The sequence below is a fragment of the Blautia sp. HCP3S3_H10_2 genome, assembly GCF_052122375.1.
In the GTDB taxonomy this organism is placed as follows: domain Bacteria; phylum Bacillota; class Clostridia; order Lachnospirales; family Lachnospiraceae; genus Blautia_A.
In genome coordinates this window covers 1-21,890 of sequence record NZ_JBQKCL010000001.1, presented here as the reverse complement: position 1 = coordinate 21,890, position 21,890 = coordinate 1, and the positions used below count along the sequence as shown (strand labels likewise).

At 42.2% G+C, this 21,890-nt stretch carries 21 protein-coding genes, 7 tRNA genes and 1 rRNA gene; 2 read left to right on the top strand and 27 right to left on the bottom strand.

What is annotated here, in order from left to right; translation table 11 throughout:
* Positions 1–50: 50 nt before the first annotated feature.
* From ACTQWB_RS00145 to ACTQWB_RS00095, 11 genes are all read right to left on the bottom strand, one after another.
* Positions 51–200: a hypothetical protein gene (locus ACTQWB_RS00145; protein WP_005427357.1), complete on the bottom strand. Its 150-nt coding sequence runs from the start codon at positions 198–200 to the stop codon at positions 51–53.
* Positions 201–249: 49 nt separating this feature from the next.
* A complete protein-coding gene (locus ACTQWB_RS00140) occupies positions 250–660 on the bottom strand; it encodes a hypothetical protein (protein WP_015542663.1) in 411 nt (136 codons plus the stop codon).
* Positions 661–737: 77 nt separating this feature from the next.
* The gene (locus ACTQWB_RS00135; RefSeq protein ID WP_441499802.1) at positions 738–1,040 is read right to left on the bottom strand and encodes a hypothetical protein; all 303 of its coding nucleotides are present in this window, start codon (positions 1,038–1,040) and stop codon (positions 738–740) included.
* 56 nt (positions 1,041–1,096) lie between these two features.
* Positions 1,097–5,014, bottom strand: coding sequence for a hypothetical protein (locus tag ACTQWB_RS00130; protein ID WP_441499801.1), 3,918 nt, complete (start codon positions 5,012–5,014; stop codon positions 1,097–1,099).
* A gap of 105 nt (positions 5,015–5,119) precedes the next feature.
* The gene (locus ACTQWB_RS00125) at positions 5,120–5,551 is read right to left on the bottom strand and encodes a hypothetical protein (RefSeq protein WP_441499800.1); all 432 of its coding nucleotides are present in this window, start codon (positions 5,549–5,551) and stop codon (positions 5,120–5,122) included.
* Positions 5,551–5,841, bottom strand: coding sequence for a hypothetical protein (locus tag ACTQWB_RS00120; RefSeq protein WP_441055419.1), 291 nt, complete (start codon positions 5,839–5,841; stop codon positions 5,551–5,553). The genes ACTQWB_RS00125 and ACTQWB_RS00120 overlap by 1 nt, the downstream gene beginning before the upstream one ends.
* A gap of 198 nt (positions 5,842–6,039) precedes the next feature.
* On the bottom strand, positions 6,040–6,288 hold the full coding sequence (locus ACTQWB_RS00115; RefSeq protein WP_441499799.1) for a hypothetical protein: 249 nt from the start codon (positions 6,286–6,288) through the stop codon (positions 6,040–6,042).
* A gap of 3 nt (positions 6,289–6,291) precedes the next feature.
* Positions 6,292–6,492 (bottom strand): hypothetical protein, encoded by a 201-nt coding sequence (locus tag ACTQWB_RS00110; protein WP_441499798.1) that lies wholly within the window; start codon positions 6,490–6,492, stop codon positions 6,292–6,294.
* A gap of 248 nt (positions 6,493–6,740) precedes the next feature.
* The gene (locus ACTQWB_RS00105) at positions 6,741–8,942 is read right to left on the bottom strand and encodes a VapE domain-containing protein (protein WP_441499797.1); all 2,202 of its coding nucleotides are present in this window, start codon (positions 8,940–8,942) and stop codon (positions 6,741–6,743) included.
* A complete protein-coding gene (locus tag ACTQWB_RS00100; RefSeq protein ID WP_441499796.1) occupies positions 8,939–9,241 on the bottom strand; it encodes a hypothetical protein in 303 nt (100 codons plus the stop codon). The genes ACTQWB_RS00105 and ACTQWB_RS00100 overlap by 4 nt, the downstream gene beginning before the upstream one ends.
* A gap of 20 nt (positions 9,242–9,261) precedes the next feature.
* Positions 9,262–9,453, bottom strand: coding sequence for a DUF6462 family protein (locus tag ACTQWB_RS00095; RefSeq protein ID WP_118031099.1), 192 nt, complete (start codon positions 9,451–9,453; stop codon positions 9,262–9,264).
* Between the two features lie 164 nt (positions 9,454–9,617).
* Here ACTQWB_RS00095 and ACTQWB_RS00090 point away from each other — a divergent pair, with 164 nt between their 5' ends.
* Positions 9,618–10,748 carry a DUF6076 domain-containing protein gene (locus ACTQWB_RS00090; protein WP_441502866.1) on the top strand — a complete coding sequence of 377 codons (1,131 nt, stop codon included), beginning with the start codon at positions 9,618–9,620 and terminating at the stop codon, positions 10,746–10,748.
* A 423-nt stretch (positions 10,749–11,171) separates the two neighbouring features.
* On the opposite strand, the gene ACTQWB_RS00085 is transcribed toward ACTQWB_RS00090, so the two are convergent.
* Positions 11,172–12,065: a hypothetical protein gene (locus ACTQWB_RS00085; protein WP_441502865.1), complete on the bottom strand. Its 894-nt coding sequence runs from the start codon at positions 12,063–12,065 to the stop codon at positions 11,172–11,174.
* A 169-nt stretch (positions 12,066–12,234) separates the two neighbouring features.
* Positions 12,235–12,966, bottom strand: coding sequence for a histidine phosphatase family protein (locus ACTQWB_RS00080; RefSeq protein ID WP_441502864.1), 732 nt, complete (start codon positions 12,964–12,966; stop codon positions 12,235–12,237).
* A 205-nt stretch (positions 12,967–13,171) separates the two neighbouring features.
* On the opposite strand from ACTQWB_RS00080, the gene ACTQWB_RS00075 reads away from it, so the two are divergent.
* Positions 13,172–13,744, top strand: a complete 573-nt coding sequence (locus ACTQWB_RS00075) for a hypothetical protein (RefSeq protein WP_441502863.1) — start codon at positions 13,172–13,174, stop codon at positions 13,742–13,744.
* 30 nt (positions 13,745–13,774) lie between these two features.
* On the opposite strand, the gene ACTQWB_RS00070 is transcribed toward ACTQWB_RS00075, so the two are convergent.
* The 14 genes from ACTQWB_RS00070 to ACTQWB_RS00005 all read right to left on the bottom strand — a co-directional run.
* Entirely contained in the window at positions 13,775–14,086 is a 312-nt protein-coding gene (locus ACTQWB_RS00070) for a hypothetical protein (protein ID WP_441502862.1), read from the bottom strand.
* A gap of 279 nt (positions 14,087–14,365) precedes the next feature.
* A complete protein-coding gene (locus ACTQWB_RS00065) occupies positions 14,366–15,112 on the bottom strand; it encodes a sugar phosphate isomerase/epimerase family protein (protein WP_441502861.1) in 747 nt (248 codons plus the stop codon).
* A gap of 3 nt (positions 15,113–15,115) precedes the next feature.
* Entirely contained in the window at positions 15,116–16,354 is a 1,239-nt protein-coding gene (locus ACTQWB_RS00060; RefSeq protein ID WP_441502860.1) for a heme ABC transporter ATP-binding protein, read from the bottom strand.
* Positions 16,351–17,391: a FecCD family ABC transporter permease gene (locus tag ACTQWB_RS00055; protein ID WP_441502859.1), complete on the bottom strand. Its 1,041-nt coding sequence runs from the start codon at positions 17,389–17,391 to the stop codon at positions 16,351–16,353. The genes ACTQWB_RS00060 and ACTQWB_RS00055 overlap by 4 nt, the downstream gene beginning before the upstream one ends.
* Positions 17,392–17,623: 232 nt before the next feature.
* The gene (locus ACTQWB_RS00050; RefSeq protein ID WP_441502858.1) at positions 17,624–18,559 is read right to left on the bottom strand and encodes an ABC transporter substrate-binding protein; all 936 of its coding nucleotides are present in this window, start codon (positions 18,557–18,559) and stop codon (positions 17,624–17,626) included.
* Between the two features lie 139 nt (positions 18,560–18,698).
* Positions 18,699–19,325, bottom strand: a complete 627-nt coding sequence (locus tag ACTQWB_RS00045) for a lactate utilization protein (RefSeq protein WP_441502857.1) — start codon at positions 19,323–19,325, stop codon at positions 18,699–18,701.
* Between the two features lie 215 nt (positions 19,326–19,540).
* A tRNA-Leu gene (locus tag ACTQWB_RS00040) sits at positions 19,541–19,626 on the bottom strand.
* Positions 19,627–19,629: 3 nt separating this feature from the next.
* Positions 19,630–19,702: transfer RNA gene (locus ACTQWB_RS00035), tRNA-Val, on the bottom strand.
* Between the two features lie 36 nt (positions 19,703–19,738).
* Positions 19,739–19,812 (bottom strand) — tRNA-Asp (locus ACTQWB_RS00030).
* Positions 19,813–19,831: 19 nt separating this feature from the next.
* A tRNA-Ile gene (locus ACTQWB_RS00025) sits at positions 19,832–19,905 on the bottom strand.
* A 4-nt stretch (positions 19,906–19,909) separates the two neighbouring features.
* Positions 19,910–19,982 (bottom strand) — tRNA-Thr (locus ACTQWB_RS00020).
* 78 nt (positions 19,983–20,060) lie between these two features.
* Positions 20,061–20,132 (bottom strand) — tRNA-Glu (locus ACTQWB_RS00015).
* Between the two features lie 18 nt (positions 20,133–20,150).
* Positions 20,151–20,223: transfer RNA gene (locus tag ACTQWB_RS00010), tRNA-Asn, on the bottom strand.
* Positions 20,224–20,309: 86 nt separating this feature from the next.
* A 23S ribosomal RNA gene (locus tag ACTQWB_RS00005) occupies positions 20,310–21,890 on the bottom strand; the annotation flags it as partial.

Sequence of the window (21,890 nt, the reverse complement as noted above, 5' to 3'; positions counted from 1 at the left end):
AAAGCATCAAGCCTTTTAATCAACGGACTTCCCATAATTCACCACCGCCTTTAAATATGCAAATCCTTTGTCTGTTTCTTCGTCCCATTATGCCCCTGTGATTTCTTTCTGGCATTTTCCCTCTTACAAGCTCTCAGCCACTGGTGCAGCTCCGGCACACTCGTAGCTCTTATCGTTACACGCTTATTTCTTCTCGGCATTTAATAACTCCTTCCTATCCAGATTAGACTTGTCCGATTCATAAATCCATCATTTACCCCTCTTCTGTGATTTCTGCTCCTGTTCTACTCGTGACATCAATTCTTCCATAGCTTCCAGACGTTCAATCATATCTACATTCTTTGTCCACTGAGAGCACTGTGACAATGCTGCATTAGCCGCGTTCACTCTGATCTGTGCCGGTACTTCCGTATCAGTAGCCGTATTGACCAACACTGCTGCACATTCTCCAAGTTTTCCCTGCAGGTATGCAATCGCTCCTGTTACGGCCTCGTTTCTTGCCTCAGAATACTTACGCTGGAAGCTGTCTGAATGAATCACAGTATAAATTGTAGGTCTGGGAATCTTCGTCTTTTTGGATATCTCACTTATATTTGGACACGTTAAAAATGCCTGTACTAATATGTCCTCACGTGCTTCTGCTGATATACCTTTTGCCATAGTAATCACCCCTAACTAATCAATGATATTTTCCAATACATAAAAACAGACGGTTTTGACAGGTTCTATTCCAACCTTTAGAACGGATATCTATTACATGCCTTTAATGCCGCCCGGAACACTGCCAGTGTTTTCTTCCGGTATGCATAGAAATCTTTACGATCAAGTGCAACAAAGTTCTTTTTATTCATCTTGTCATAGCTCATTCCAATTACGATACAACAATAAAGTTCATCACAAACATTCGGATACACTTCTGCTGCGCACTGTAACAACAATATCTTGTCCCTCATTTCAAGCTTTCGACAGAACTCATTAAATTTCTTATCTTCTTCCTCTGAAAATCCATAATCTTCATAAGTTGCTTCCCTCGTAAGCATTTTTCTTCCTCCATGTGTTCTCCCTGCCACACTTTTTAGCATGACAGGGAATTGCTTTATGCCAGTTCAAACGGGTTTCTACCGCTTGTATCACGCCTTAACTTTGCTTCTTCAATAATTTCATCAAACACTGTTCTTCGATTGATTTGAGCGGTAAAACGATAATTTCCACTACTCTGCTGTCCACCAGATTCCTCGCGAACAATTTTTCTGAGCAGTGCTTCTGGCGTTTCAATGTTATTACCCTGTTTTTGGTCACCAAGCACAGCCAAAAATTCGCTTCTAGGTGGAATAACTGCACCTTTAGCCAGGTATGGAATTGTATTCACCCTTGGCAAACTCATATTGTAATAGCCCCATCTCCGGTTGCCTGTAGGACCCGTTACATCATAAGAAAAGCTGAATGCTCTTTCGATTCCAGACAGAGAACTATTAATATTTCCTATCGTGCTGTTTACTTTTCCAACAACATTATTCAATGTCCTTGTGATTCCACTGGTTGCATTTGAAATCCCGTTTGCCAGATTGTTTCCCATCCTCGTTCCGATAGACTTCATCTCACGTGCCAGCCCTTCCAGGCTTCTTTCTGTATTCCGAATCATCTCAGAAATTATCTGTGCAATACGTTCACCGACCCATTTCCATTTATTGGTCATGGTATTGTACTGACCGGAGAAATGACTATCTACTGTCTTCTGCATCTCTCCAAGCTTCAGATTTGCATGCTGCTTCATCTGATCAAGGTTCTTATCCACCTCCGCTGCTGAATTGCCCCAGTTTGTCACTGTCGCTGCGCTCACACCGTTGGAAGCGTCCTCTGCTGCTTTCTGGAGTCCTGCCAGATTCGTCTCTGCATCTGTCTTCATCTTGCCCGTAGAAGTCGTTACTGTCTGCTGCGCACCAACAATATTTTTGTCTACGCTGGTCTTTGTTGCCTGTACTGCATTTGGGAATACCTCTGAAAAAATCCTTGCAGCAGTCTCAGTATTTCCGCCCATATTCTTAACTGCTGCCATGACGTTGTTATATGCATCCTGTGCAGTACCACCAGAATCCACTGTTCTTTCCAGTGCGTTCAATAACTGTCCCTGTTCATCCGTTCCAAGATGCATCTGATTTGTCAAATTTCCAATAACAAGCTTCAGATCATCATAGGATTTCTGAGCACTCTGGCTTCCAAGATTGATCTGGCTTGCCATATTAGTTGTATTATTACCAAGTGTTTTAATGGATTCTGACAGGATATCAAACATATCATCTGTAATGAGCCCCTTCTGTCTCAATGTCTCGAATGCCTGTGTTGCCTGCTCAGATGTCACACCCATTTCACCCAGCTTATCAATAAGTTTCTGCGTTGCACTGGACTTTTCCTCAGCAGTCATTCCCTCTTTCTCAAGAGACTCTTTCAGATTCCAGATTTCTGTTGCAGAACCGGATATGATATCGCCACGCCGCTGTAATGTCTGGATGAAATTGTCCATGGTATTTCCAAATGTACCACCGACGCCATTGCCGCCCTGCATGGTCTCCACCATTTTTGCCAATTCAGAAGTAGCTGCGGCCGCCGCAACACCCACACCGGCAATTAGCCCTGCAGTGCCTACCAGTGGGGTAATAGCTGATGCAAGGGAAGTAAAGCTTCCTGCCGCACCTTTTACTGCATTGCCTAAAAGAGTAGTCAGATTACCGGACAATTCTCCGATTGCTTCGGACCCGATCAGTTTCTTTCCGATTGCCTTTAGTAGTAATTTTACGAGGTCACTGATTCCCGTTATATCTGCAATCTTCACTGCAATAAACGCTTTACCAAGAAAAGCAGCTATCTTACCGGCTGTTCCGCTCGCCTCCATGCCATCAAACAGGCCTCCAAGCGATTTGACAACAGCTTTTATCACCTGCTTCAGGTGTCCAAGCCAGTCAACTTGTGTCAGCATATCTCCGACACCTTTTCCAAAAGCCTCCCAGTCTGTCTTTTCTGCCATATCCACTAGGGATCCGCACAGATTATCCAGAAAAGTTTCCAGCTTGCGTCCATTGGCTTTCCAGTCAAATTCCGATACGAAAGTATTAATACCACCGGCAATGTTATTTACCAGCTCTGACCAGTCAAAACGCTCCGTAAAGCTGTACAATGATGTGAATGCACCATTCAGCCCTGTTGCCAGTGTATCTCCGATTTCCGAAAGAGAAAATCTTGATACAGCACCATTCAATCCATCCGCAACAGCCTGTCCAATTTCCTTATACGGAAGGTTATGGACCATCCCGTTAAAGATATTCCAGACAATCATGAACCTGTTTCCTATGAGCTGTCCAAGATTGTTCCAGTTGACTTCCCGAACAAAGCCGGCGATTCCGGTTGCAAATTTCTTACCAAGGTTTTTCCAGTCAATTCCTGTAATCAAAAGATTCAGCGTATTTACAATCGTGTTGATACCGGCACCAACCGTCCGCCCCATCAAATCCCAGTCAATGTGATCTACCAGGCTGTTGAATGTTCTGGTAAACGCATTACAGAATTTCGTTATCTTAGGACCAACCTTTTTCCAGCTGATAGCATCATAGACTTTTTGAAGTCCTTTATTGATTCCGCTGGCTATATAAGCTCCAAGACCTTCCCAGTCTTCAGCTTTAATAAGCTTCTTGATCTTGTCTGCAATCCCTTTAATACTGTTTGCAATCGGAACCGTTTCAAACATCTGTCCCGGTGTAGGTGCTTTGTATCCACCAGAATCATCTGTTCCCGTGCTCCCACTAGCTGAAACTTTATGCACCTCGTCCAACGAAGAAAGATAGTCTTTTGTCTGCTTCGATGCCTTTTTCGCATTCTTCGAGGTCTTATCAAGACTTGCAGCATAATCTTCCTGAACACCAACTGCCTTTACGAAGCTGTTCTGTCCGGTCAGTGCCGCAACGAACATCCCAACATAAGTGATTGCCCTGGAAATCATATCAATAAATCTTGACATGATCGGAGCTACCGCGGTGAGAACAGGTGCTAAGGCTGTAGCAAATGAGTTTTTCAGCCTCGTCATGCTGGACATCAAAGAAGATATTGCTGAATTGGTACTGTTGGAATACTGTGCCAGATTTTCAAATCCGGTCTTCACACCATCACTGACAGCACTTATCGCCCGGAATACCCCTGAAAACAGCAACGACATTCCCAGCATTCGGGAAAGACTCATTCTCGACCGATTTGTCTGTTTGTTCAGATTAAACATGTTCTCTACAGCTTTTTTCATCGCTGAGACCATGCTCTTAATCGAGGAACCGGCACTTCTCAATGCTGAACCCATGTTCTTTACAACCATACCTACACGGGCAGCAGCCTTTTGAAGATTCTGCATGACCTGTGCCAGCCGGTTGTTTTTCTGTCGGTATTCCTCAACCTTGTTCTTCAGATTATTGTATGATGAATACAACCTTCCGTTTATGCGTTCCAGCTTCTGCGATTCCGTATTGTACTTCTCGGCTGTCCCCTTGTACGCATCTGTAGATTTAGGATCCACATAGGCCCTTCCAGTTGCCTGCATCTCTTTCTGTTTCCGCTGTAACCGGTCAATATCTGCCCAGGTACCGTCCATCTGTTTGTCAAGTTCCTTAAGCGGTGCAGAATCTATCGAAAAGCCCATATCAAGCCATTCACGCTGTTTCGTTTCAACCTTTTCAAACTCATCTTCCAGAGCTTTTATATCGTCTTTGAGTTTTTTATATTCTTCTGTCTCGATTCTGACCTTGCTCAGTTCTTCGAGCTTTGATTTCAGCTCTGATACTTTACGTTCCTGCTTCTCGTAATTCTGATACAGGTCTGTTATCGCTGTTATCTGCCTCTGGAAAGAACTTTTTGCTGAATCGCCCATCTTCGATACCTGTGCGGATATTCTGGTCATTCCAGCCTTCACAGCGTTCATTCCTTTCGACACACCGCCGGTATCTATTCTGGTATCAATGATAATTGAACCATCTGCCATGTTCTATCTGCCTCCAAACTATTTGAGGTTCGGGCACTGAACCCTGTTTCCAATGCCGTTATATGTTCAGGACCATCCCGTTACCAGGACAGCCCTGTTATGTAACTACGCTTCGGCTACTTCTTTCTTTGCGTATTTGTCAGTATACTTTTTTATCCTTTTCTGCTGCGCCTTTTCTCTGGCATCCAGTTCTTTTTCGATGATTCCACCGATAACTGCAATAATCTGCTCTGCAAACATCTCACCGCTGTCAAGGATGGTAAACGGACTGGTAATCTTGAAGAAGCTCTCTGATACAGGAGCACCAAACAACAGGTCAATCTTCTCCCCGGCTTCCTTTTCCAGATCTGGAAGAATTTCCTCAAAATCTTTGTCCTTAATCCTTTCGTTAATTCCAGTAAAGAAAGCTGCTGCCTCTTTATACCTCTTTAAAATGCCGGCATCTGAAGGAATAAATCTGAACACGCCCAGATCATTTCCGTCTTGATCAGTAATCTGGTATGTCTTCGCACCAGTCTGAATTATTACCTTTTCCATTAATCCTCATCCTCGCTTTCCTGCTCTTCTGCTTTCAGCTGTTCTTCCAGCTCGTTAAGTTCTTTGATATTATCCATGCATTCAATTGCTTTATCCGCTGTAGCTTTCATGGAATTACGTACCTCATCGCTCTGCACGAAATCCGCATAAAGTTCTCCAATGTTCCCAATCGCATTAGCCAGAGAGCTAAACACGCCCTTCTGCAATCGCATTCTTTCCCTGTGCAAGCGTTTCTGATCTGAAATCTGTTTCTTTCTTCCCATGTCATTTTCCCCCATTCTGTCTGTCATAAATAGCCGCCAACTCACATACAATCACAAATAACAAAAGTGCAATAACTACCACAAAAACCACCTCCGAAACAATGAAATATTACCTGTTACATATATTTTACCATCAAACCTGACCACAGTTGTGGTACATGTTTGCCCCATCTTGCACCGTTCAGCCTGGCATGATATGATGCATTACAAGGGTGACCGCCCCCATTACTCTTGCATACTGGCAGCAGGATTACTTCTTTTGGATTTTGTTTCCAAATCCCTGACAACAGCGCAAAGAAGGTCCTCACACAACCGGGAATGATGATAATTCTTCCGTAACACTTCTAATTCTTTCATCATTCCCTGCCAGTATGTATCGTCTTCAGGTCTGCTCGGAGGATACAGCCTTTTGTATAGCCTCCAGCAATCCGCGAAGATGTCATATATCTGCTTTAATTCTTCTTTATCGTTCACTGGTTACTCCTCCGGCATGATATATATCTTTTCTCCTGCTGCATACTTTTGAAACATATCATTCAACACTTCTTTTGCTCGTTCTGGACTTGCATATTCCGCAATACCAAAATCACCCTCACAAATACGATTCTTGCTTACATAACTGATATACGTCATTTTAAAATTTAAAACTCGTGTTTTATCCTGTGTCATTATTTTCATGATTATTGTCCTTTCCGGCGAATTACCGCCTATAAAATTCGTAGCTACCAAAGCTACAAAAACAACAGCTACAATCTTCCCAAAGAGTTTAAACTTATATATATACTCTTTTATGCCTATATTCTTATATTTATATAATTCTTTTGATACAATGTAGTCTTTGTAGTTATTGTAGAAAGCCTTGTAAATACTGGGTCTAAGCAAGCTACAATCTAACTACAAAGTCAGCTACATTCTTCTTTAAGCTTTCAATCAAATGGTATTTCCATCTGTTCTTGCCGTGATATTGGAACAAACTCAGAAAAGTTTGTAGCCTTTTCATTCTCAGTTTGTAGCACCGTTTTTTGGAATCCGCGCTGTTTACCATATCCTTCAAAATTACGCGGACTCTTCAGTTTTTTCCATCCTGGTACTTTAGCAATAATATCATTAATCTCTGTGATCTGATATTTTCTAGGCGATACGTTTTCCCCTAACGCTTTTTCCCATATTTCCCTAGCACATACCTGTGTTTTACCTTCCAGGTATTCCTGAATAATCCCCCGCTTGCCATCATCCGCCATATTCGCCTCTTGAAGTTCCTTTGCCTCTTGCATATATGCTTCTGGAAGTATCAGCTGTGGCTTCTCATTTTTCCAAATATGTACAGCCTCGGCCCAAGCCAGCTTGATTGTATCCATGATTTCTGGCACAAAAAGACTTTTTGATGGTTTCTTAACGCCTGTCTGGACAATTAGGAAACGCCTATTTCCCGTTTCATCCTGTAGGAAATCATCTTTATTGGTAGTTCCGGCGAATACACACTGCCTATAAAAAGTATCGGCTCTACGCTCATAAGGAATCCTGTATTTGTCTTGTGTGGCTGTCAAGAATCGCTTTACACTCTCCACACCGCCCGCCGTCCTTGCTAATGATTTAAGCTCTGCCAGTTCAATAATCCATGATCCAGTAAGGGACTGAACCGCTTTATCTGAATCCAAACTATCCAACGAATCATTGAACCAGGAATCGTCCATTGCCATTTGCTTTAAAAATGTACTCTTGCCAATGCCCTGTGAGCCCTGTAAAATAATCGTATAATCAAATTTGCTTCCAGGTTTATACACCCGTGAAACAGCGCCCAACATCCATAAGCGCATCACCTGGTATGTATAATCAGAATCCTCTGCACCAAGATATTCCGGCAGCAGGCTTCTTATATGCTCTTTTCCATCCCATGTAAGGGAATCCAGTAATTCTCTTACTGGGTGGAATTTATTCCGCATAGAAACATTTTTCAATGCATCTGCAAAGTCCTGTCGGCTTTTAAGCCCATAATCAGCCTGTATCAGTGAAAATAGGGCTGAATCATCATGACTGCTCCATGCTCTACAATTATTCTCATTTTCCCATGGTACACTACCATATAGATAAGGTTGTTGTGCAAACTCATTAAGGCGGATTTTCCCGGCAAAACGGCTGTCTTTATCCATAACGATTTCAAAATTATGTACAAGCTGTTTTACGCTTTTTACATTTCCATCTTCATCATAGTTGCAGTCGAGGAACTTAAAGACTAATGCCGGACCTCCAGCTACTTCGTCCTTGCTTTTTTGTATTACAGATCGTTTTTTACCTGTATCCTGCTTCTGATCTTGTTGAACATCTGCACAAATCTTCTCTGTATCATCAATATTCCTTATTAAATTTTCAAATTCTTCAACAGTATGTCCTGCTTCGAAATAATCAGTAATATCTGCTTTAGGTACCTCTGGCATTGGAATAATTACCTTGATACTCTTAGCAGTACCTTTTAAGTCTCTTACAACAGTAGATGCCAATTTCTTTCCCGGATCATCATTATCTGCCAAAACTATCACATCTGCGTCTTTACAAAGCTCGGATACGTTTTTATTCCAGTCATTTGCACCGCCGCAAGAAAAAGCAACGTATCCTTTTTTAACTAAAGTATTAACGTCCTTTTCCCCCTCCGGAACAAATACTGGTTCTTTTCTCTCAATGGCCCTTTTTATACTAGGTATGCTTCCATATACTGCATTAAACGTTTTCTTATTCTTTCCGTTCAAACCATAAGCAAAACGCTCATTGCTCAAGATTCCAAAAAGCATTTTCTTACCTTCCAATCGAATCTTCGTGTAAGCATAATCGCCATTAATGGAAGCATAATTGTACACAGCCTCAATCTTTCTTTTTTCACGATTCTCTATGTACGCTCGCCATCTTTCCTTTGCCAATCCATCTCCGTAAAATAAATCTGACATTTTTAATCCTGCTGCAATAACAACTTTTTCAGTACTACATCCAGCATGGCACTTAATCAATGTTCGATCATTACCATCTGTAAGTGTTAAACTAGCCTCTTTATCTGCATGCGCTGGACAAATGCACTGTGCTTTTCCCAGTCCTCGCTTTTTAACTTGAAAGTGTGATAAAATCCTTTCAAAAGTCAATTCTTATCACCTTCCAACTCTTCCAAAAGTTCTCTTGCACTATCTAACACACGCAATGTATTTTCACCACGATTCTCAAGTGTGCGAATAAACTTTCGGATTTCCATTGTGTCTCCTGCTGCAGGAAGATAATATCCTCCAGGCGGAGTTGTGCTGGATAATATGACTTTGCCAGCCTTGCGTTCTGCTTCGATCTGCTTCTGAAGCATTCGAACGCTGGAAAAATGGCATTTCACAGTAAGGTACTCCGGTGTCAGTGCATTTTCTTTACCCGGCAGCAGATGTTCATATACGTTCATAGAATCATCCCCTCTCTTCATCAGCCTTTACAATTTTTATCTATATAATCATAAAGAACTGGCATATCAATCCGAACTGATTTTCCAAATCGCGCAATCGCATTTGCTTCACCAGCTATCTTCATAAGCGTATTTCTACTTACATTTACTAAGCCACAAGCCGCCGGAACTTTTTGATATCTTCCATTGCTATTTTCTTTTAATGCCCTCATTTTCTTTTCTCCTTTCGAAAATCATATTTTATTATTTTTAATTTTCTATTTTATCTTATTATATCATTATGTCTAGACGTTCACAATATTTTATGTTAGAGTAGTATAGAAATCTATTTTTATTATAATTTCAATTTTCTAATCAAAAAGGGGGGGGATGTATTATGTACAACTACAAAACACTACATAAGCTTATCAATAATGGATTGTGCTATGCTTATATGGATATAAATAATTCAACAATTTCTTTAGATATTGACACCAGAAAATATTATGACGATAATTCAGATTTTCATTATATTGAATTCAGTGAAAATGTGATTCAATTTCCATTAGGAGAAAATTTATTCAATTTTCTTTCATTACCGGATGAAACTTTATGTTTTCTGCAAAACTTGTCAGGTGAAAATTCAGGACAATGGGATGGGCTCCACGAAAATGACGAAGAACAAGAATACCTTGCATCTTTAGAATGTATTTATTTATATATCTTATATTACTCATTTTGTAGACGCACTCTTAGCTTGCCTTATAGAACAAGTTTAATTAACATAAAAAAAGAATTTGATTTTGCTTTGAATTTCTGCTGCAATACCTCATTTTTACCTGAATTATCAGCACTGTCAGCGCTCGAGAAATATTATATTTATAACGAACTTTATAACGATAACTACTTGACAAATATAAAAAAATTTGAACGGAATGGATTTGTTTTTTTAGAATCTAACACACCTGTTCATGAACTAAATATGCTAGAAAGAATGGATTGTTCCAATGAAAAATATCGTCACTATAATGGGCAAGAACCTATTATTGACAAACCTGCCCTCTCCCCAAAAGTCATTTCCGAATTAAAAAAATTAAACGTTTCAACAACTGTCAGATACCAATATGACAACTTGCATGGTTATTTAATGGAAGAATTGTATGCTCTTATTCAATTAAATGTTCAAGTAAAGAAATGTGGTCGATGCCATAAATATTTTATACCTAAAGGAAAATATGCAACTGAATATTGCGATAGAGTACTGCCTGGCGAAAAATTCTCATGTAAAAAGTTGGCTGCTAAACAAACAAGAAAAGCAAAAGTTGACTCAACCCCTATTCTTCAAGAATATCAACGTGCCTATAAAAGAATGTATGCTCGTGTAACTGCCAAAAAAATATCTCAAAAGGATTTTAAAGAATGGTCTGATAATGCCTCTCACGAAAGAGACCGCATAATTGCCACTTATGGATCAACTCCTTCCATAGATATTATCGCATCATTCAAAAATTATTTAGGAAATCGTTAAATTGTAAAAAGCACCCAATACCTCTCCTGATTCCCCTTAAGTAGATCCGGTCATTTACCCTGTCTACTTAAGAGGCATCATGTCATAGGTATTGAGTGCTTATTTTTTTTGTGGTTCTTGTACCCCATTTTTTACCCCAGTACTTACCCCACAAATCCATAATCATTTTATCGACAGGAGATAAGACAATATAAATGTTGATGAAACCATTTTTATAATTTTTCCTAGTAAAATCAAGGCTTTCCGGCATTATAAAAATTGCTTGATAACATTAGATAAAACATGATAACGCTTGTCTGATAATCTTATAAAATTTATTAAGAAAAAGAAAAAACAGCCACAGACTCAAACCAACTTATGGCCGTCTGTGGCTGTCATCCTTTGTATTATAAAATCAATGCCAGATTATCTTTCTCAAACCAATCAGTTTGCAGATTCTTCTGTATCAGCTGCTGCATCAGAAGTGCTGTCTGCTGCTTTCTCGTCAGAACTGCTGTCCTTTGCCTCGTCTGCATTATCTCCAGCTGTTTCTTCTTTTTCAGCATCTTTGTCTTCTTCTACAAGAACAGTAGCAGATTCTACTTTTCCATCTTTGTCCAGTTTCAGAATGATAACATCGCCCTCTTTGATATCAGATGCTTTGATAGTTGAAATCACGGCATCCTCACCAACTACCATACTATAAACATCATCTTCATCATCCTTAGCTGTTGTATCGTCTGATTTTTCATCGGTAGCTTCTGCGCCATCTGATTTCTCATCAGCATCTCCTGCATCGTCTGCTTTCTCGTCGGCAGCTTTTGCATCATCCGTTTTCTCATCGGTGGATTCCGCATCATCCGTTTTCTCATCGGTGGATTCTGCATCATCCGTTTTCTCATCGGTGGATTCTGCATCATCACTTGCAGCATCATCTGCTTCCTTACCAGCTTCCAGCACTTCCAATTTGTTATGTCCGGTTGCTGAGTACAATGGGGTATCCTCTGTTATATCATAGGACTGGGAATCGTTGTCTTTTAACTGTAAGGACATGCTCTCGGATTTCTCCTCGCTTTCCTTTTCCCCGTCCTTATTTTCCTCTGTCTTCTGTTCACTTGCTTCCTTCAGGACTTCACCTGTCTTTACTTCAATAGAAGTATCGGAAACCTTTGTTACCTGACCGATTATGTATTCTGAAACCTCTGTCTCGTCTTCATCATCAGCGGCAGCGGTCTCGGTTGTCTCAGTTGCATCTGTTGTATTGTCAGCTGCAAACACACTCATAGGTGATAACACCATTGCCATGCTTAATACGATTGCTGCATATTTACGTTTCATTGAAACACACATCCTTTCAAATATTTAAACCTTTTATCTTCAAGTCTTTGGAAAATTTCTTTCCTCCGAAAACAGTTATTAATATAGCCATGTTTTGTGATAGGAATGTGTTTCAATTGTGATTCATTTGTGATAAAATTCTTAAGTAATTCTAAAGTGTCTTGACACCTTAATCGTGTCTCTGCTCCTTATTCCCATAGGCTTCGCAAAATCTTGCCGCAAACGCCGGAGGCTCATTATTTGCGTAGAGATGGGAGATATCACCAAATGAGCTCATACGGAAAGACGCAATCCCCTGTCGGCGTTCCTCTGTTGCCAAAGTCGTCACTGAAGAAGGCGCTGCTACGCATCCATGCCATAATACCATCGGGGAAATGTTAAGCAGGTGACTGAGAAGTACACACTCCAGTCCAAAATGGCAGAAGAAAATAATCGTATCGTTATTCTCCTCGTTCACTTTATAATAATGCCCCTCCCGCTCATATCCGTGCTTTGCCAGAAGTTTATCAAACTCCCCGATTACCCGGTCATACTCTTCTTTCACATGCCCTTCCTGCATCGCCTCATTCTCAAACCAGTGATCATACTGGAAAAATCTCTCGTCAGCCATCCAGTCCTGTGGCAGCCAGTCCCATGCAATGATCTTCTTATCCGTCACATCCGGACGCCAGATCTGGCAGGGGAATTCCTTCAGCCATTCACACTCAGTGGCTGTTCTTCCCATCTTTTTCAAGGTAGGTGCCGCAGTATCCTTCGCCCTTCCAAGAGGAGATACATAAAATGCTTTTACCTCCAATTTAGAAAGTCTCTGAGAAAGATATTTCACCTCTTTCCAACCTTTTTCCGTAAGAGAATCTATATCATAATCTGGGTCTCCATGACGCACAATCAATAATTTCATAATCTTATTCCTCGCTAGTTGAATTATATTTTCACAGACTTTTTAAACAGTTAAAATTTTATCACATCTTCACAGATAATTCACCATATTTCTTCTTTGCATTTCTTTACATTTTCGGTATGTGAAGTATATAATGATGTTAATTTACCATGCAATCACGAACAAATATATCTGCTATTTCAAACAGTACAAAGCGAGGTATCCTATGAAAAAACTGGCCGTTATTTTTCCCGGTGTAGGCTACACCTGCACCAAACCACTCTTATACTACACTGCTGCCATGGCCGCCGAGCATGGATATGAAGTCATCCGTCTCGAATATGGTCAGGATATCCACACCTTCCATGGCCGCACCCCAGCAGAACTGGAACCCATTATTAAGCTTGCAATAAAAAGAACGCTTCCCAAATTGGAAAACGTTCCTTTCTCTGAATACAACGATATTGTTTTTATCTCCAAGAGCATCGGCACCACCATCGCCTGCCAGCTGGAAACAGCCCTGCAATTGAAGGGAAAAGTCCGCCAGTTTCTCATAACCCCAATCCCCTCCACACTCCGTTATCTCTCTGATATCAACGGACTTTTCTTCGCCGGAACCGCTGATCCGTATATGCCGGAATCCAAAATCCGCGCTGCTGCCAGAAATTTTCCGGACAAAACCGGCGGAATCTTCGAGGGCTGCAACCATTCCCTGGAGCAAAAGGGAGATACCCTAGGCGCTCTGAAAAACGTCAGGCTGATCGTAGAATGCCTGGACAAAATGCTAGAACATGTTTGAAAAAGGCTCTGATCTGAACACAGAAGCTCTTTATAAAGTCCCACTAATCGCCGCAGCTGCCTCTTTCAGCATTCCCATCCCCTGTAATAAATTTATAGTATCTCTTATCCCCGCCTCATAAGACAGATCCGCATATCTCTCATCTCTGGTCTGCAGGCATGCAATATAATCATCAATTACCCGTCTCACCGTATATGGCAGCTGCAGCTGGTCATATCTTCCTTCCAGATATTTCAGGTCCTCGTTGTCCTGTTTGATATAAGGATCGTTTTCATCAACCTGCCCCTGTTTTGTAACCATTCTCTCAATGTTCTGCTGCATCATTCTCGTAGTCATTTCCATAATTCGATTTCCTCCTGGTATGTATTTTATTTTCTATTAAAATTTCTCTGTTAAGAAAGAATCCTACTTTGCAAGCTTCTCCACCTGCGATAGTTCCCTTCGTATGACATTTCCTTCTGTTCACAGATTCCGTCATTATTCTACGTTTTATACCAGGATTTTGCAAGAAAAATCGTCCGACAATTCACGATATGATTCGACAATTTTCGCGCATATATCATATTTTTCTTTTCTATATGCCGTTAACCGAATCATGCGTACGAATTTCTCAACACCAAACTATGCCTCATCAGACAACGCTTTTAAACACATCTCAACATCTTCATTTTCCATACATTCTACCGTCCATGTACGGCTCTCATTTTCGGGTAAAAATGAAAGAGCTTCCCTCCATGGAAGATTCCCTTTTCCAAGCCCTACATGGGAATCCCGGTCACCATGATTATCGTGAATATGCACATGTGAAACGTATGGTGCCAGATTTTTCGCCCATGTCCGTACATCTACACTGGAATAACAATGGGCATGACCGATATCAAGGCACAGCTTGAAATTAGGCTTGCCTACACGCCGATAAACATCCATCAGAAGTTCCCAGTCATCATCAAAAACATTCTCCAGAACAATTTCTATTTCTGTCCGGTCTTCCATAAATTCCTGCCAGAATGCCGCCGTATGCTCCGCCCATCCCTGTTTGTAATAAACATAAGGATTCATACCGGAATGAAAGACGATTTTCTTCGCTCCTAGTGTCAGCCCAGCCTCATAGCATTGGGAAAAACGGGTCATAGTAGCCTTTCTCACCAGACTATCATAGGCACAGGGATTCACATCCAGAAATGGCCCATGGAGAATCAACTGATTGGTTCCCATGTATTCCATTTTTTCACGATACTTTTCTATAGACTGAGAAAGATCATCCAGATTATCCGAAATAGAAAAATCAATACTTTCCACTCCGACATCGTACTTTTCTGCAAATTTTTTCATATCCTCATCCGGAATCAAATGGCTGACATATTGCATTCTCTATTTCTCCATTACATCTTTTCCGTAAAATTTAATCTTCTTCTTTTTTGCGATTTCCTGCAGTCTTTTTTCCAGCAGCCCTTCTGTGAAATCCTGCCTCTTTATATTTTCATTCATATAAAGCTCACCTTTCACATTCTCCAGACCGTCCAGATTGCGGATATTGGCTTCTCCAAAAGGAATATCCGCCACGACCACTACATCGGCATCTTCCATAAGCTTCAGGTTTCTTTCCTGGTCTTCTGCACTTACCGGTTGAAATGGACCAATCTCAATTCTCGGAATTTCCAGATAGCGACAGATCTCATCATCATCGCTTTCCTGGTTTAAGACACCGGCACTTACATGGTGCCCCATATTCACCAGCTGTTCCAGAAGACGTACACCGCCTTTTTCCCCGCAGATTACATGAATGCGAAGAGGTTTTTGCACCTTTTCTTCATCCATAACGCGAATCGGGATAATCTCAGGTTTCTCAAGCAGTGGATTATTCTTTACCAGTAGTTTCATATTGTAAAGGGATTCCATTTCTTCCCGGTTTATGATCTGCTTTGGCGTTCCATCTGCTTTCACTTTCCCATCTTTCAAAATTATGATTCTGCTGCAAAATCTGGACGCCAGGTTGATATCATGAAGCACTGCCATTACCGTAATGTTCTCTTTCTCATTCAGATCACGAATCAGTTCCATCACTTCGATCTGATGATGCAGATCCAATGCAGAGGTTGGCTCGTCCAGCAGGATGATCTGTGGCTGCTGCGTGATCGCCCTTGCAAGAATAACTCTCTGGCGCTCACCGCCGCTAAGCTCATTGTACGGTCTGTCTCTGAAAACATCTGTCTTGGTCAGCTTCATTGCACGTTCTGCAATTTCATGGTCTTCCTTACTTTCCCGGTGGCGAAAATCAATATAAGGATTCCGCCCCATCATCACAATATCTTCTACGGTAAAGTCATAGTCCACATAATAGGACTGTGGAACAACTGCAACCAGTCTTGCCCGCTCCTTTGCTTTCAGCTTTCTGCTGTCTTTTCCGCAGATTTCAATCTCTCCGCCGGCAAGAGGAAGAAGTCCTGACACACATTTTATCAATGTAGATTTTCCAGTACCATTGGAACCGATAAGTGCCACATATTCCCCTTTTGACACCTGGAAGCTTACATCCTGCAGCACCATTTTTTCTCCATATCCAACTGCTGCATGAGAAAAAGAAAGCATAATCTTATTTTTTTCACTCATGCTGTTCCACCACCTTTTTTGGATTTTCGAAGCAGGTAAAGGAAAAATGGACCACCGCAAATGGAAGTGATAATTCCCACTGGTATCTCTGAAGTGGTCAGACTCCTTGCAAGTGTATCACAGATTACCATAAACGCCCCGCCAAATACCAGTGAAACCGGAATCAGTCTGCGGTGCTTCGGACCGGTAAACAGACGCACTACATGTGGAACAACCAGACCTACGAAGCCGATAATACCAGTTACAGAAATTACGGACGCGGTCAGCAAACTGGACGCAAACAAAATCTTTCTTTTTACAAATTCAATATTTACGCCAAGCTGTGTAGCAGTTTCCTCCCCAGTTAACATAATATCAAGTTCCCTACTGGAAAAAAGCATAATGATCAGTCCGATAATTACCCAAGGCAAAACAGCTTTTATCTGATTCCAGCCTTTTCCATTCAAGGTTCCCATTGTCCAGAACATGATCTGGTCCATACTCTGCTTATTCATCATCATAATGAATGACATCAACGCAGAAAGTGTGGAATTAATCGCCACTCCCGACAACAGTAAAGTGGCAACCGGTACTCTTCTTCCAACTCGGGAAATACTATATACCAGGATCAGTGCTGCAAAAGATCCTGCAAACGCCAGAAGCATGGTACTGTTAAACACGCCAATACGAAAGGAAAAATGAAATACGATACCTATAGCAGCTCCCAGAGCCGCTCCTGATGAGACACCCAGCACAAATGGATCAGCCATAGGATTTTTGAATATTCCCTGATAGCCCGCTCCACTCACAGCCAGTGCTGCACCAGTAATAAATCCCAGAATAATTCGTGGAAAACGGATATTCCAGATGATTGTAATATTTCCCTGGGAAATTTCATCCAGACTGACCTTTAAATGAAACAGTTTATTAAGTAAAATACGGTTTGCATCGTTCACTGATACTGATGCAGCACCGGTGATCGTGCACACCCAGACTATACCAATACAAAGAATAACTGCCAGTACAAGGTATCTGGTTTTTAGTTTTTTATTTTTCATACTTTTTCCTATTTTTTCAACACAGACATTTAAAATTATACGTTTATGTAAAACGCCCTTTCAGACTATTCCTAAAACGCCATTTTTCAAAATAATTTCAATTACCTATAAAAGTAGGGGCAAAAAACTTGCCCCTTACTCTGAAATACCTATTATACCTTTTTCGCCCCTTATAGCGTGCCCCAAAAGCTTTCTGTAAGATATCAGCACGCTTTGTGGAAAACAGCAATGATTATTCTGCTTCCTCTGTCTCTGCGTTCTCAGCAATTTCCGGATATACCATCTCTGCCAGAGCTTTCAAGCCTTCAACATAACGCGGACCTGATCTCTGGATCATATCACCCTCTACACTGGAACCGTCGATGTAAATAAATCCACCATCCTCATTCAGGCAGGCAAGATCAGAAAGGCCAGCCGTCGCTTTCACATCCTCAAGTGTAGGATACAGGGAAATATATACATCGGGATTTGCCTCCACAACAGCTTCTGCACTGAGCTGCGGCCATGCACTATCTGCGTCAGCTGCAACATTTGTTACCTTGATCAGCTTCAGGGAATTATCCAGAAGGGAATCCGGACCTGCACTGTAAAGACTTCCAAGATCGATAAATGCACTCTTCTCAGTCTCGACATTCTCAAGCTCCTTATTCAGATCTGTCAGCTGGTCTTCCATATTTTTCACAACTTCTTCTGCATCAGCTTCATGACCAATCAGCTTACCAAGTGCCTCAATATCATTCTCAGTTGATTCCAGATCATTGGCATTTGTTACAAAAATTGCAGTTCCATTCTCTTCCAGCTGCTGGCGGATGCTGTCATCAATATAACTGGATGCTACCACCAGATCAGGAGATTTGGATAAGATCAGCTCCATATTTGGCTCTGTATATGTTCCGATAGAATCTACATCAGCAGCTTCTTCCGGATAATTACAGTAGTCAGTTCTTCCAGTTACAGAATCACCTGCGCCAAGAGCAAACAGAATTTCTGTATTAACCGGTGCCAGAGATACAATACTCTCCGGTGCTTTCTCCAGTGTAACTTCATTTCCGAAATCATCAGTTACAGTGATAGGGAAAGTATCTGCCTCTGCAAAGACAGTTGCTCCAGATACCCAGATTGTACCTAATAAGGCGGCAGTTGCTGCAAATAATGTAGCTTTTTTCATTTTGGGAAATTCCTCCTGTGATTTGAATTTTCTTGTATCTGTTCAAAACAGTTACATTTTCTTTTACGTTCTCCATTAAAGATTATAACATTATATGAGGGAATAAATCTATAACAAAGTAGAACTTATCAAAAACTTATCAAAATCCGAGCGTATCATTCACAAGGATTACATGGATTCTTCCCTCGTGCCGGGAATATCTGGTGATCAGGAACTGACAGCAGATTGTATCAGGCGACTTACAATCAGAGCATTTTCCTGTTTCCTTGCACGGCGTCTTAACATCAAATCTCTGGGCATTTGCTGGTACTGCCACATTTCTGGCACGCTTCATTGCACTATCAAAATCGGAACAGACCTTATTCATTCCTACAATAAAAACTACTTTTCTCGGGCCCTGGGCAATGCAGGAAACACGATTAGAATTTCCATCAATATTGACCATAATTCCATCGCTTGTAATAGCATTTGCGCTAGACAAAAATACATCTGCATCATAAGCTGCCATAAGGCTGTCTCTAGGAGTCATTTTATCACGATCAATATAATTATAATTTCCTTCCGTTAGTGTCTTTATCAGCCCGATTTCATGAGCACTTGCACAGCCACCCATGGCAATAGTGCTTCCCTCTGGAATCAATTCCAATGCCAGCTTTACCGCCTCTTCCTTATCTGACGCGTAATAACCGGACATATTACGGGATTCCAGCCCCTTGATCACTGTTTTAGCGAGTACTTCATTTCTTTTCTTCATGTTTGCGTCCATATCTTATTCCTCCAATGTTCATTATATTTCTATAGTTTTAAAACAATTATCACCTTTTCACGTTTCGAAATACTGCATTTTTAATATAATTATATCCTTTTATAATATAAAATCAAATTTTATTTTCTAAATCTTAATTCCTATGTAGCATGAAATGCAACACTCAATTAAATGAACAACAAAAAAACCCTTGATTTTTCAAGGGTTTCAAATCATGCCGCAGACCGGAATCGAACCGGTACGGGTATCACTACCCACGGGATTTTAAGTCCCGGGCGTCTGCCAGTTCCGCCACTGCGGCATATGGGACCTATAGGGCTCGAACCTATGACCCTCTGCTTGTAAGGCAGATGCTCTCCCAGCTGAGCTAAGATCCCATAAACAAAAATATTAAATTAGCTGTTAAACAGCAACGACCCGGAAGAGACTCGAACTCTCGACCTCCGCCGTGACAGGGCGGCGCTCCAACCAACTGAGCCACCGGGCCAGAAAAATATTAAATTAAATGGACCTTCGGGGACTCGAACCCAGGACCGACCGGTTATGAGCCGGTTGCTCTAACCAACTGAGCTAAAGGTCCAAAAAGCCGATGATCGGACTCGAACCGATAACCTGCTGATTACAAATCAGCTGCTCTGCCAATTGAGCCACATCGGCACAATACTTACAAAATGTATCATACACCAAATGTCAGAGTAAAGCCACACCAAATGCCATTTTATTTAATTTTCTCAATGACTCCAAGGGGATTTGAACCCCTGTTACCGCCGTGAAAGGGCGGTGTCTTAACCGCTTGACCATGGAGCCAAATATTTTCATAAAAAACTCCCCCTGTTGGACTCGAACCAACGACACTTCGGTTAACAGCCGAATGCTCTACCGACTGAGCTAAGGAGGAATATAAAGGTTTGCACCTTCAAAACTACATACATGTTACATCCTTTGGAATACTTTGTCAAGAATCTTTTTTCAACCTTGCGATTGTTGGTCAAGCCCTCACCCTATTAGTAACAGTCAGCTCCATGCATTACTGCACTTCCACCTCTGCCCTATCTACCTCGTCGTCTTCAAGGGGGTTTACTTCTTTCGAATGGGACATCTCATCTTGAGGGGGGCTTCACGCTTAGATGCCTTCAGCGTTTATCCCTTCCGGACTTGGCTACCCGGCCGTAGACTTGGCAGTCTAACCGGTACACCAGCGGTCCGTCCATCCCGGTCCTCTCGTACTAAGGACAGCTCCTCTCAGATATCCTACGCCCACGCCGGATAGGGACCGAACTGTCTCACGACGTTCTGAACCCAGCTCGCGTACCGCTTTAATGGGCGAACAGCCCAACCCTTGGGACCTACTACAGCCCCAGGATGCGATGAGCCGACATCGAGGTGCCAAACCACTCCGTCGATGTGAACTCTTGGGAGTGATAAGCCTGTTATCCCCAGGGTAGCTTTTATCCGTTGAGCGATGGCATTCCCACTTAATACCACCGGATCACTAAGCCCTACTTTCGTACCTGCTCCACCCGTCGGTGTCGCAGTCAAGCTCCCTTCTGCCTTTGCACTCTTCGAATGGTTTCCGTCCATTCTGAGGGAACCTTTGGGCGCCTCCGATACCCTTTCGGAGGCGACCGCCCCAGTCAAACTCCCCGTCTGGCATTGTCCCACCGCCGGGTCACGGCGGCTGGTTAGAAGCCCAGTACTGCAAGGGTGGTATCCCAACAGCGGCTCCGCGGCAACTGGCGTTACCGTTTCTTAGCCTCCCACCTATCCTGTACATGCAATACCGGACCCCAGTACCAAACTGGAGTAAAGCTCCATGGGGTCTTTCCGTCCTGGCGCAGGTAACCAGCATCTTCACTGGTACTTCAATTTCACCGGATGCATTGTCGAGACAGCGCTCAAATCATTACGCCTTTCGTGCGGGTCGGAACTTACCCGACAAGGAATTTCGCTACCTTAGGACCGTTATAGTTACGGCCGCCGTTTACTGGGGCTTAAATTCAAAGCTTCGCGTTACCGCTAACCTCTCCTCTTAACCTTCCAGCACCGGGCAGGCGTCAGCCCATATACCTCACCTTTCGGTTTCGCATAGACCTGTGTTTTTGCTAAACAGTTGCTTGAGCCTATTCTCTGCGGCCTGCTCTCGCAGGCACCCCTTCTCCCGAAGTTACGGGGTCATTTTGCCGAGTTCCTTGACAATGCTTCTTCCGCCGGCCTTAGGATTCTCTCCTCATCCACCTGTGTCGGTTTACGGTACGGGTACGGTATAAACAATAGCGGCTTTTCTTGACGCATGGCTCACGGACTTCGCTACTTTTATTTCGCTCCGCATCACAGCTTCCCATTGCCACCCGGATTTTCCTAAGTGACTGGTACCCTGCTTGCACCGGGCTTTCCATTCCCGGCTTCCGCTTTCCTTACGTGTCCCCACAGTTCTGTCATACCGCAGTACAGGAATCTCCACCTGTTGTCCATCGGCTACGACTCTCGTCCTCGCCTTAGGCCCCGACTTACCCAGGGCAGATCAGCTTTACCCTGGAAACCTTGGATATTCGGCCTAAAGGATTC